Genomic DNA, 12,549 nt, shown 5'->3' with positions numbered 1-12,549 from the left:
GTTCGAGCGCATGCATTGCGACCCATACGGCGACTCTGTACCTTCCAGCGAGTGCCGCGTTCTTGCAGAGACCGCTGAATGCGCCCCTAGACAAATCCGTGCGCAGTGCATGGACCGGGAGGCTATTCGCGAACAACAAAGACAGTGGCTACGAGTGCCAATTCGCGCATCCCTGAGTGATTGCGGTGATCGCCCTTCGAAGCGAAGCCGGATGTCAGGCCCACATGTGGGGCGTCGTCAGCGACGTTAACGGCTGTCGAAAGCGGCGCCGGCGCGGCAAACGAAGGAACCGCCGCGAGGCCGCACATGCCGCGTTTAAGATAGCAAGCACACTAACGATTCTCGCGAAGCGGAGCTCTAGCGAGGCGGTCAGCGGCGGCATCTCCGAGAAGTGTCTACCGGCTCATCACCGAGGTAATTCGCGCCGCGTTGGTTCGTCGTCCTTAACACTCATCGAAATAAGTCGCGTTCAGCAACCTGATTCAGCTAGAGCGTTTGCCGAAGGTTTCAATCCACCGGCAGAGCAATTCTTTCCCGAAGCTCGATGCGTGCACCATGTTGGCCGGTCATTCACGGACGCAGAGAACGGAAGCACCAACCGCACTTATGTAAGCGTGCACGACTCGAGTCGCCTGACATTCATTAGCTAGTTCACTATGCACGCGGGCATGCGGATCGCTGCAATGAGGGCACGCACCTCAAGCAACGCGCAATCGATGCTTCGATAGTTTTTTAGTAATCCTAGATTTCTCACCCACGAGATTATCTATGTCGTGGACAGACAGGAAGAGCAGGAACGCACGCCGACGCGTTAGCGCCAGAAAGGACGTACCGATAGATCAGGAGACCACTCGTCCCACGGGTACGCCTGTGGGTTCATCGACGCCGTCCACCGCGAAACGGTGCGAACGGCTCAGGCTTTCAATCGCCCTCTTTAGGAGAAGAACATGAAAGCAGTTGTATATCGCGGCCCGCACCAGGTCGCCGTAGAGGATGTACCTGATCCGAAAATCGAACGTCCAACCGATGCCATCGTCAGAATCACCAGTACCAACATCTGCGGGTCCGACCTGCACATGTACGAAGGCCGAACCGACTTCGAGCAAGGCCGCATCTTCGGTCACGAGAATTTGGGCGTGGTCGAAGAGGTAGGACCCGCCGTGGAGCGAATCAAGCCCGGCGACTGGGTGTGCCTGCCGTTCAATGTGAGTTGCGGCCACTGCGTGAACTGCGAGCGCGGCCTCACCGCGTTTTGCCTTCACGCGAACGGGCCGGGTATCGCGGGCGGCGCGTTCGGCTTTGCGGACATGGGACCGTGGCCGGGCGGACAGGCCGAGTATCTCAGAGTGCCCTGGGCGGATTTCATGTCTCTGAAGCTGCCGCCGGGCGCCGAGGAGAAACAGACCGACTACGTGATGTGCGCCGACATCTTCCCCACCGGTTGGCACGCCACTGAACTAGCCGGCATGCGGCCCGGCGATTCGGTCGTAATCTACGGCTCGGGACCGGTGGGCCTGATGGCCGCGCATTCGGCCATGATTAAAGGAGCGCGCAGCGTCATGGTGGTGGACTGCCACCCGGACCGGCTGAAGCTCGCGGAGTCGATCGGCGCCATTGCGATCGATTATTCCAAGGACGACCCGGTGCAGCGAGTGATGGACCTGACACACGGAATAGGCGCGGACGTGGGCTGTGAATGCGTAGGTTACCAGTGTCACGATCCGGCTCCGCAACGCCATGAACATCCCAATCTGACGATGAACAATCTGGTGTCGTCGGTCAAGTTCACTGGCGGGATCGGCGTGGTCGGCGTGTTCGTTCCGCAGGATCCGGGCGCGCAGGACGAACTGGCGAAGCAGGGAAAGATTGCGTTCGACTGGGGCAAGTGCTGGTTCAAAGGCCAGCACATTGCCACGGGTCAGTGCAACGTCAAGGCGTACAACCGGCAGTTGCGCGATCTCATTTCAGTCGACCGCGCGAAGCCATCGTTCATCGTGTCGCATGAGTTGAAGCTTGACGAGGCGCCCGACGCCTATCAGCACTTCGACGTGCGTGACCACGGCTGGACCAAGGTTGTGTTGCACCCCGGAGGCTAGTGCAGCGACGCGGCGATCGGGGCCGCAGGAGCATCCATCGACACCCGGATAGAGACGCGAACCGGCTAGCTGAGTCTTGGCGATGCAGACACGGTGCAGTTCCGCGTTTATGGGAACGTTCGGGTGTCGTCATCTGCCTCAATGTAGCTGGCGAAGTTTTCGCTAATGAAGCGGTAAAACAAAGTGCCGAGCACGTATTGCTTGAAGTCCCAGCCATCGACTGCGCCTCGGACATCGTTGGCGATTTGCCAGATTTGGCGTTGCAGGGCTGCGCGTTGTTGCGTGCTTGTCATAGTGTTATTTCTGTTCCGATACTGGTTTTCGCAATCATTCCGTTGCAGTTGGAAATGACTTAGATCGGGTTGATTGTGCGTGGCTGTGCCCGATGGCATAACAAGCTCGGAATTCTACGTGCCCCGCGAATGGATGTCGTACCGAAACAGGCGTCGTGGAACTAGAAAGCAACACCTAGCGACGCGACGTCGCGTTGTTATGGCATCACTGGGTGATCACGGATTGCACGCTGCCTTATGCCGGGAAACGAATGACTGTTCGTGCGCGCATGGCTGAGTCGTTGCCTTCCAACGCCCTCGCCCGCCCGAGCCCGAACGCAAAGAAAGGCACCAGCGCGCGTCGCCAAAGCTCGAGCGCGGAAATGGAGGAGCCGCTCCAACTGCCAAGGTCTTGCGCAAGCGGCTGTGAGTGGCCGGCTCAATCCTGTTCGCAAGCAGTCCCGCGATCTGCCAACCACCAAAAACAAAGCCCGGCACATTGGCCGGGCTTCGCAACAAAGCGACTGAGCGAATCACCCAGCCACAGCAGCCGACGCCGCCTGCGGCGTACTCGCCGCGCCGACATCGGCGGGCGCTGCGGGCGCTACGGGCGCTGCAGGCGCATCCGCCGGGCGCGGCGCATCGCCGGTATGCTCGATCCACCCGCCGCCCAGCGCCTGATACAGATTGACGAGGTTGGCGAGCCGCTCGGTGCGCACAGTGATGAGCGTCTGCTGCACGGAGTACAGGTCCTGCTGCGCGGTCAGCACGTTCAGATAGCTATCGACGCCCTGCCGATAGCGCATCGTCGACAAATCCAGCCGGCGCTGCTCCGCCGCCGTGTCGCGCTCGAGCGCCCGGATCTGCTGATCGTAGGTGCCGCGCGCGGCGAGGCCATCGGCGACATCGCGGAAAGCGGATTGAATCGCCTTCTCGTACGCCGCGATCTGGATGTTCTTCTGGATGTTCGCCAGATCCAGATTCGCCTGATTTTGCCCGCCCTGGAAGATCGGCAGTGTGATCGTCGGCGCGAAGCTCCACGCCGCCGAGCCGGGCTTGAACAAGCCGCCGAGCGTCGGGCTGAGCGTGCCGAAGCTGCCGGTGAGCGAAATGCTCGGGAAGAACGCCGCCCGCGCCGCGCCGATGTTCGCGTTCGCCGCGAGCAGGTTCTGCTCGGCTTCCATGATGTCCGGACGACGCGTGAGCAGGTCCGACGGCAAGCCAGCGGGAATATCCGTCAGCAAGTCCTGCTCGTTGAGCGGCATGCCGGCCGGCAGATCGTCCGGAATCGGCTCGCCGATCAAGAGCGCCAGCGCGTTCACCGCCTGAGCCCGCGCGCGCTGCTGCGCCTGCAAGTTCGCCGCCGCCGTTTCCACCGCCGTCTGCGACTGCGCGAGATCCAGCTCGGATGCCGTGCCGTTGTCGAACTGCAGCTTGACGATGTTGTACGACTCCTGCGTCGTCTTAAGCGTCTGCTCGGTGACTTGCAGCAGGTCATCCGCTTGCAGCACCTGCAGATATTGCGAGGCCACCTGCGACACGAGCGAAATCTCGAATGCCTTGCGCGCGTAAGCCGTGGAGAAATACTGCGCGAGCGCCTGATCCTTCAGGCTCTGCACGCGGCCGAACAAGTCGAGTTCCCACGACGCGTTCAGGCCCACGGAATACGTGTTCGAAATGGTCCGGTCGAAGAACGACAGATTGCGCGGCGTGCGCTGCTTCGACTGATCCGCCTGCGCCGTGATCGACGGGAACAACTCCGAGCGCACGATGCGGTACTGCGCCTGCGCCGCCTGAATGTTGAGCACCGAGCTGCGCAGATCGCGGTTGTTCTTCAGCGCGATGTCGATGAGCCGCTGCAACCGCGCATCCACGAAGAAGTCGCGCCAGCCGATCTCCGCGCCCGCGACGCCGTTCGCGCTGCGCGCGCCGGCATCCGCCGCGCCCGGCTGCGTGGCATACACGCCGCCGGTCGGGAACGTCGACGAGACCGGCGGCGCGGGACGCTCGTACTTCGGGGCCAACGTGCAGCCCGCCAGCACGGCGACGGCCGCTGCAATCAAGGAAAGTCTACGCATTTCAATGTCCTTCGTTGGAGCCGCCGCCATCACGCGGACGGTGCTCATCGGGATGATGCTGCTCGTAGTGCTCGAGCGCCGTCTCCGGATTTTCCTTCTCGCCGCTGAACTGCGCGCGGATCACGACGAAGAACATCGGGACCATGAAGATCGCGAGGAAGGTCGCGGTCAACATGCCGCCGATCACGCCGGTACCGATCGCGTGCTGGCTCGCGGAACCCGCGCCGTTGCTGATCGCGAGCGGCATCACGCCGAGAATGAACGCGAGCGAGGTCATCAGAATCGGGCGCAAGCGCAGCCGCGCCGCTTCCATCGCCGCTTCGATCGGGCCCATCTTCTCCGACATCTGCAGTTCGCGGGCGAATTCCACGATCAGAATCGCGTTCTTCGCCGACAAGCCGACCGTGGTCAAGAGACCCACCTGGAAGAACACGTCGTTTTCCAGACCGCGCAACGTGACGGCAAGCAGCGCGCCGATCACGCCGAGCGGCACGACCATGATGACCGAGAACGGAATCGACCAGCTTTCATACAGCGCCGCGAGACACAGGAACACGACGAGAATCGAGATGCCGTACAGAATCGGCGCCTGCGAACCCGACTGGATTTCCTGATACGACAGCCCCGTCCATTCGTAGCCGATGCCCGCCGGAAGCTTCGCCGCGATGGCTTCCATCGCCTGCATCGCCTGACCCGTGGACTTGCCGGGGCCGGCCGCGCCCTGGATTTCGACCGACGAGATGCCGTTGTAGCGTTCGAGCTTCGGTGAACCGTACGTCCAGTCGCCGGTGGCGAACGCGGAGAACGGCACCATTCCGCCCGATCCGTTGCGCACGTACCAGTCGTTCATGTTCTCCGGCGTCATGCGGAACGGCGCGTCGGCCTGCAGGTACACCTTCTTGATCCGGCTGTCCGTATCGAGGAAGTTGTTCACGTACTGCGAAGCCCACGCGATCGAGAACGTCTGGTCGATCGCGGCCGCCGTCACGCCGAGCGCGAGCGCCTTCTCACGGTCGATGTTCACCTTGAACTGCGGCGTGTCGTTCAGGCCGTTCGGACGCACCTGCGCGAGCGTCGGGTCCTTCGCGGCCATGCCGAGCAGCTGATTGCGCGCGGCCATCAGCGCGTCGTGGCCCACGCCTGCGCGGTCCTGCAACTCGAAGTCGAAGCCCGCGGCCGTGCCGAGTTCAGGAATCGACGGCGGATTGACCGGGAACACCACCGCGTTCTTGTAGCCCGAGAAGCGGCCAAAGAGCCGGCCCACCAGCGCCTGCACCTTCTGGTCGCCCTTCTGGCGCTGCGCGTAGTCCTTCATGCGCACGAACACGAGACCCGCGTTCTGACCGCGGCCCGCGAAGCTGAAGCCGTTGACCGTGAAGGTCGATTCGACGATGGACGCTTCCTGATTCAGCAGGTAGTCGGAAACATCCTTCAGCGCGCGCGCCGTGGTTTCCTGCGTCGAACCGGCCGGCGTCTGCACGAGCACGAACATCGTGCCCTGGTCTTCGTCGGGAAGGAACGACTTCGGCAGCTTCACGAACAGGAAGCCGACCGCGACGATCACCACCAGATAGATGACGAGCCAGCGCCCGGAGCGCCGGATCACGTGATAGACGCCCGAATGGTACTTCTCGCGGCTCTTGTCGAACGTGCGGTTGAACCAGCCGAAGAAGCCCTTCTTCGCTTCGTGATGCCCCTGCGGGATCGGCTTCAGGATGGTCGCGCACAGCGCCGGCGTGAGAATCAGCGCGGTCAGCACGGACAGCACCATCGCGGAGACGATCGTCAGCGAGAACTGTCGATAGATCGCGCCCACCGAGCCGCCCGACAACGCCACCGGCACGAACACCGCCGACAGCACGAGCGCGACGCCCACCAGCGCGCCGGTGATCTGGCCCATCGCCTTGCGCGTTGCTTCGCGTGGCGATAAGCCCTCCTCCGCCATCACCCGCTCGACGTTCTCCACGACCACGATCGCATCGTCCACCAGCAAGCCGATGGCGAGCACGAGACCGAACATCGACAGCGTATTGATGGAGAAGCCCACCGCGCCCATGATCGCGAACGTGCCGAGCAACACGACCGGCACCGCGATGGTCGGAATGAGCGTGGCCCGCAGATTCTGCAGGAACAGATACATCACGAGGAACACCAGCACGATGCCTTCGATCAGCGTCTTGACCACGTCCTCGATGGACAACCGCACGAACGGCGTGGTGTCGTACGGATACTTCACGACGAGGCCGTTCGGGAAGTACTTCGAGAGCTCGTCGATCTTCTGGCGCACGGCCTTCGCGGTGGCGAGCGCGTTCGCGCCCGTCGCGAGCTGAATACCGAAGCCCGCCGCCGGCTGGCCGCTGTACTTGGTGTCGAAGTTGTAGTTTTCGCCGCCAAGCTCGATGCGCGCGACGTCCTTCAGACGCACCTGCGAGCCGTCCTGATTCACCTTCAGAAGCACGTTGCCGAACTGTTCCGGCGTGGTCAGGAGCGTCGCTTCGGTGATGGTCGCCTGCAGCAACTGACCTGGCACCGACGGCGTGCCGCCGAGCGAGCCGCCCGCGACCTGCACGTTCTGCGCGGTGAGCGCCGCTTGCACGTCGACCGGCGTGAGACTGTATTTGTTCAGCTTGTCCGCGTTGAGCCAGATTCGCATGGCGTACTGCGAGCCGAACAGCGTCACCGTGCCAACGCCGTCCAGACGGCTCACCGGATCCTGAATGTGCGACGCCACGTAGTTCGCGAGGTCGTACTTGCTCATGCTGCCGTCCTGCGAGACGAACGCCAGCACGAGCAGGAAGCTGTTGCTCGACTTCGTGACCTTGGTGCCCAACTGCTGCACGATCTGCGGCAGGAGCGGCGTGGCGAGCTGCAGCTTGTTCTGCACCTGAACCTGCGCGATGTCCGGGTTCGTGCCCGGCGCGAACGTCAGCGTGATGGTCGCGGTGCCGGAGTCATCGGACGTGGAGGACAGATACAGCAAGTGGTCGAGACCACTCATCTGCTGCTCGATCACCTGCGTGACGGTGTTTTCCACCGTCTTCGCCGATGCGCCCGGATACGTCGCGCTGATCTGAACGGCCGGCGGCGCGATGGTCGGATACTGCGCGACCGGCAGCGTGAAGATGGACGCGATACCCGCGAGCATCAAAACGATGGCGATCACCCACGCGAAAATCGGGCGATCGATAAAGAACTTTGCCATGAGGCGGGCTCCTGGTTTTACGCGCCCGACGCAGCAGACGCGGGCTGCGCGGACGAGGCGGGCTGCGCGGCTTGCGCATCGCTCGCCTGCGACGCTCCGGCTGCGGGCGCTGCGGGCAGTTGCGCGGGCACGGTCTTGACTTCCATCCCCGGACGCACCTTGTCGACGCCCTGCACGATCACGCGATCGCCGGCGGCAAGACCGCTATCGACCACCCAGTTCTGACCGTAGGTGCCGGACGTCACGAGCTGGCGCAGCGCGACTTTGTTGTCCGCGCCGACGACGAGCGCGGTCGGCGTGCCCTTCTGATCGTGCGTGATGCCGATTTGCGGCACGACGATGGCGTTCGGATTCACGCCTTCCTCGATACGCGCGCGCACGAACATGCCGGGCAACAGCACGCGGTCCTTGTTCTGGAAGATCGCGCGGACTGTGACCGAGCCCGTGGTCGGATCGACGGTCACGTCGGTGAACTGCAGCTTGCCCTTCTCCGAATATGCGCGGCCGTCTTCCAGCACGAGCGAGACTTTGGCCGCGTTCGGGCCGCTCGTCGTGAGGCGGCCTTGCTGGATCTGCTGGCGCAGCTTCAGACCGTCGAGGCTCGATTGCGTCAGGTCGACGTACATCGGGTCGAGCTGCTGGACGGTCGCCATCAGCGTCGCCTGGCTCGCCTGCACGTACGCGCCCGGCGTGACCTGCGAGATGCCGACCTGGCCGGTCACGGGCGCAACGACATCCGTGTAGCCGAGGTTGATCGCTGCGGTATCGACCGCGGCCTTGCCGGCAGCCACGTCGGCGGCGGCCTGGCCTTGCGCGGCGACGGCGTTGTCGTAGTCCTGCTTGCTGACCGCGTTCGCCGAGACCAGCACCTTGTAGCGATTCGCCTGCGCGGTCGTCGACGCGAGGTTCGCCTGCGCCTTCGCGAGCGACGCCTTCGCGTTGTTCAACTGCGCGATGTAGGGCGCCGGATCGATCTTATAGAGCCGCTGGCCCGCCTTGACGATGCTGCCTTCCGTGAACTCGCGGCGCAGCACGACGCCGTCCACGCGCGCCCGCACCTGTGCGACGAGATACGCGCTCGTGCGGCCCGGCAATTCGGCCGTGACCGGCACGGCGGTCGACTGGATCGTCACGACGCCGACTTCGGGCGTCTGCGGCGGCGGCGCCGACTGTTTTTGTCCGCACGCCGCCAGCAAGATGGCAGCCGTCGCGGCACTGACGAGGTGAAACGGAACCCTTTCGAAGCGCATGGAGCGACCTCTGTGTGTGACTGATAGCGAAAAGAACACGCGCATCGCCGGATCGGCGGCTCAGTGACGAGACGCACTTCTCTTTATGACGGCGATGCACACATTAGCGAGCATCTGGCGCGCGTCCGAACGACGGCGGCGCCACACGCGAATCTGAACAACGTTGATGACGAAACTGACGAGCCGACGATTGTTGCGTCTTGACGGCGTGTGGGCTGGTATTATAAATACATTCACGAATGGATGTAAAAATAAGATACCGCGAAGATTACGGCCGTAACGAGACGTTCCCGCGCCGTCGTTGGACAAAAAAGGTACAGCTTTTCGTTCACCGCATTCACACCCCGCATCGCGATTTCGATTTGCAGCGGCAAGCCGTCAATCCCAGGATATGGTCAGACGAACCAAGGAAGAAGCGCAGGAGACGCGCAACCGCATTCTCGACGCCGCCGAGCGCGTTTTTTATGAAAAAGGCGTGTCTCGCACGTCGCTCGCGGACATCGCGGAGGCGGCGGGCGTGACGCGCGGCGCCATCTACTGGCACTTCGCCAACAAAGGCGATCTTTTCAACGCGATGTTCGACCGCAGTCTGCTGCCGCTCGACGAACTCGTCGAAGCCACGCTCGACGGCAAGGAACCCGACCCGCTCGCGCGCATCCGCGAGATTTTCATCTGGTGCATGCGCAACATCACCGAGGACGAAAAACGCCGCCGCGTGTTCGACATCCTGTTTCTCAAGTGCGAATTCGTCGAGGAAATGGGACCCGTGCGCGAGCGCCAGCAAAACAACATGCGCGACGGCATGGAACGCATCGCGCGGGCGCTGCGCAATGCCATCGACAAGGCGCAACTGCCCGCCGCGCTCGACGTGCGCCGCGCCACGACGCTGCTGCACGCGCTCTTCACGGGCATCCTGCACGACTCGCTGATGATGCCCGAGCGCGTCGATCCGTCGAAGGACGCGGAAGCGCTCATCGACGCCTGCTTCGACGCGCTGCGCGCGAGTCCCGCGCTGCTCACGACCGCCAGCGTCTGAGCGCTGCGCTCAGCGGCCACGCGCGCGCTGGTTCGACGCGTAGATGTTGTCGCGCGGCGGCGCCTCGCCGCTTTCGAGCGCCGCGATCCATTCGTCCGTCGTCAGCACGGCGGCAAAGCGCGACTGCATGACGACCGTGAACACGCGATGAATCTCCTCGGCGCTCGCCCGCCCCGCGCGGTTTTCGTACGGCACGGCGCCGGTGGCGTCGGTCAGGAATTCGACCGATAAGCCGGCATGCACCGCGTGCCGCACCGTGGAATCGTCGCAATTGTGGGTCATGTAGCCGGCGATCACGATGGTGTCGATGTCGTGCGCGTTCAGCCAGTCGCCCAGATCCGTGCCGGCGAACGCGCTCGGCAGCGCCTTTTCGACATAGTGAGCGCGCGGGCGCGTCGCGACCGATTCGTGCAACTCCGCCATTCTCGAGCCGCGCGCAAAGATTGGCGCGGTCGCGGGCGCGAAGTTCTGCACGACGACGATCGGCACGCCGTGCGCGTCGGCGGCATCCATCGCGCGCGAAATATTGGCGAGCGACACGTTCACATCGGGATATTCGATCGGCAGATTGCCGGTGACATACTCGTTCTGCACGTCGATGACGATCAGGGCGCGGCGCGGCATGGTGGATTCCTTCCGAAAACGTCGGGGAGAAACGCAGCACTCTAGCGCCGATCGCCGTTCAATGCAGGCTTCCGCGCTCCGCGAAGAAGGCGAGCAGCGCGACGAACACGAGCATCGCGGCCCACGCCCAGCCCGGCAGTCCGAACGGATGCGGATCGTGCTCGCGATGGTGACTGTGATGGTGACTGTGATGCCCCTCGCGATGCGCGAACGGATGCCCGCCCAGCCGATGCCGCAGCACGCCGCTCGGCGCGGCATCGCCCGGTGTGCCGTGGACGGCCCGCGCGGTCGCCCCCGCGCGGCGCGAGAACGCCGCCGACATGCCGCCGGGGCGCAGGAACACGTGACGGCGCGCACGGTCGCCGGCCGCGCGCATCGACGGCAGGCCGTGCTTCGCGCGCACGACTTCGCAGAATTCCGCGAAGAAATCGTCGGCGCCTTCGCGCAGCGCATTTTCGATCTGGCGCGCTGGCAAGCCCGCGAGTGGGCCTGAGACCGTCGCCCAGACGGTGTACTCGATCCACGTCGACTCGCCGCCGTCGCCGGGATTGAGCGCCACGGCAATCTGTCCGCGCAACGAACCGACGCCCTCGCCGCGCGCCTTGAAACTGAGCGTGCGGGCGTAGGCGCGGTCGTCGTCCTGCTCGGCATCGCCCTGCCGCGTGCGGCCGGCCGGATGCGCGCGCACGTCATACCGGGCGCGCAGCGCGCCTAACGGCACGACCAGCGTGAGCGCGTACTCGCCGGCCGGCGTGCGCGTGAAGGATTCGCAATTGTCGAGACTCGCGCGCAACAACGCGAGATCGCCGAGCGCGTCCTCGACATGTGCCGGCTCGAGCGGCACGCGCAACGCTTCGGTGACTTCCATCCGAGCCTCCGGGACAAGAAACGCGTCTGCGTGCTTTATCGCACGCCGGGGAGCATGCGTCTGTTGGCCGGGCCGCTAAGCCGTCTCGTCGATGCGGTCCACGCGCGACGGATAGAACGCCAGATAGCCTTTGATCTGCGCGGCAGCGTCGAACGGGTTTTCGTAGCTCCACGCGGCGTTTTCCACCGGACCGTCTTCCGTCAGCAGATGATAGTGCGTGGCCTCGCCCTTGAACGGGCAGTGCGTGGTGTGCGCGGAGCGTTGGAGCCGCGCCATGTTGACATCGGCGCGCGGGAAATAGTGAACGGGCTCGTGCCCGATTTCGATGAGCGTCATCGACGCATGCGTGTCCGCGAACGTGACGCCCTGATGAATTACGCGGCAGCGCCGCGCGTTCGGCTTGATCTCGATGCGGCGCGCCTCCTGGCCGTGGTTCAGGTCCGTGCTCATCGTGCGTCCTCCGCGCTGCGGTCGAGAGAATCGCGGGCGCGGTGGCGCCTCGCTCACAAAAAAGCCACGAGCCGGGAGCGACTCGTGGCTTCATTATGAGACAAGTTTTCGCCGCGAGACAGAGGCGGCGTTCGATGCGCGGACTACCGCCTCATTGAATACTCCAATGGAACGCGGCCTTCGCCTTGCCCGGCCCGGACACGTTGACGGCCTGCTTCTTTTCCTGATCTTTGTACTTGGCGTACACGGTATAGCTGCCCGGCGGCAGCTTGACGAGCATGTACGGCCCCATCGATTCGGTGTTCAGCACTTCGCCGCCCTTGCCGCCGACGATGCGCACGGTCACGCCCGAGAGATAATCGGCGGTCGGTCCCGTGAAGCGCAACGAGAGCGGCCAGTGCGCCTGTTCGCGCAACAATGCACGCGATTCGTCGAGCCCCACGCCGCCCGACGTGTACGACACATCGCCTTGTTGCTGGATTTGCGGCAGGCCGCCGCCGTTCGCGTTGCCGGCGCTGCCCGTATCGCTCGTGCCGGCGCTCGCTGCATTGGCCGAATCCGCGGACTGCTGCGCCCACGCGCCGCCAGCCAGCCCGGCGCTCAATGCGGCCGCGATGACAGTCGCGGCCAGTTTGCCCATTTTGCTCTTCATCTTCTTGGCTCCTTTATCCGA

The 12,549-nt window shown here is 63.9% G+C and carries 10 protein-coding genes; 2 read left to right on the top strand and 8 right to left on the bottom strand.

Annotated features, from left to right (window positions below):
- Positions 1-947: 947 nt before the first annotated feature.
- The gene (locus tag HWX53_RS04290; protein WP_175939589.1) at positions 948-2,096 is read left to right on the top strand and encodes a glutathione-independent formaldehyde dehydrogenase; all 1,149 of its coding nucleotides are present in this window, start codon (positions 948-950) and stop codon (positions 2,094-2,096) included.
- 107 nt (positions 2,097-2,203) lie between these two features.
- On the opposite strand, the gene HWX53_RS04285 is transcribed toward HWX53_RS04290, so the two are convergent.
- The 4 genes from HWX53_RS04285 to HWX53_RS04270 form a co-directional block, all read right to left on the bottom strand.
- Positions 2,204-2,389, bottom strand: coding sequence for a type I restriction-modification system subunit M N-terminal domain-containing protein (locus tag HWX53_RS04285; RefSeq protein ID WP_244139994.1), 186 nt, complete (start codon positions 2,387-2,389; stop codon positions 2,204-2,206).
- Positions 2,390-2,901: 512 nt separating this feature from the next.
- Positions 2,902-4,446: an efflux transporter outer membrane subunit gene (locus tag HWX53_RS04280; protein ID WP_175939588.1), complete on the bottom strand. Its 1,545-nt coding sequence runs from the start codon at positions 4,444-4,446 to the stop codon at positions 2,902-2,904.
- 1 nt (position 4,447) lies between these two features.
- Positions 4,448-7,648 (bottom strand): efflux RND transporter permease subunit, encoded by a 3,201-nt coding sequence (locus tag HWX53_RS04275; protein ID WP_175939587.1) that lies wholly within the window; start codon positions 7,646-7,648, stop codon positions 4,448-4,450.
- Between the two features lie 17 nt (positions 7,649-7,665).
- Complete coding sequence (locus HWX53_RS04270; protein WP_175939586.1) at positions 7,666-8,898, bottom strand: efflux RND transporter periplasmic adaptor subunit; 1,233 nt, start codon at positions 8,896-8,898, stop codon at positions 7,666-7,668.
- A 391-nt stretch (positions 8,899-9,289) separates the two neighbouring features.
- On the opposite strand from HWX53_RS04270, the gene HWX53_RS04265 reads away from it, so the two are divergent.
- Positions 9,290-9,934 (top strand): TetR family transcriptional regulator, encoded by a 645-nt coding sequence (locus tag HWX53_RS04265; protein WP_175939585.1) that lies wholly within the window; start codon positions 9,290-9,292, stop codon positions 9,932-9,934.
- 9 nt (positions 9,935-9,943) lie between these two features.
- Here the strand turns inward: HWX53_RS04265 and HWX53_RS04260 are convergent, their stop codons facing one another.
- The 4 genes from HWX53_RS04260 to HWX53_RS04245 form a co-directional block, all read right to left on the bottom strand.
- Positions 9,944-10,558 carry a cysteine hydrolase family protein gene (locus HWX53_RS04260; RefSeq protein WP_175939584.1) on the bottom strand — a complete coding sequence of 205 codons (615 nt, stop codon included), beginning with the start codon at positions 10,556-10,558 and terminating at the stop codon, positions 9,944-9,946.
- 58 nt (positions 10,559-10,616) lie between these two features.
- Entirely contained in the window at positions 10,617-11,426 is an 810-nt protein-coding gene (locus HWX53_RS04255; RefSeq protein ID WP_175939583.1) for an SRPBCC domain-containing protein, read from the bottom strand.
- 75 nt (positions 11,427-11,501) lie between these two features.
- A complete protein-coding gene (locus HWX53_RS04250) occupies positions 11,502-11,876 on the bottom strand; it encodes a DUF427 domain-containing protein (RefSeq protein WP_175939582.1) in 375 nt (124 codons plus the stop codon).
- 151 nt (positions 11,877-12,027) lie between these two features.
- Entirely contained in the window at positions 12,028-12,528 is a 501-nt protein-coding gene (locus HWX53_RS04245) for a carboxypeptidase regulatory-like domain-containing protein (protein ID WP_175939581.1), read from the bottom strand.
- Positions 12,529-12,549: the final 21 nt, after the last annotated feature.

It is taken from the genome of Caballeronia sp. BCC1704 (assembly GCF_902833455.1).
Classification (GTDB): domain Bacteria; phylum Pseudomonadota; class Gammaproteobacteria; order Burkholderiales; family Burkholderiaceae; genus Caballeronia.
This window is presented reverse-complemented; position numbering and strand designations above follow the sequence as displayed.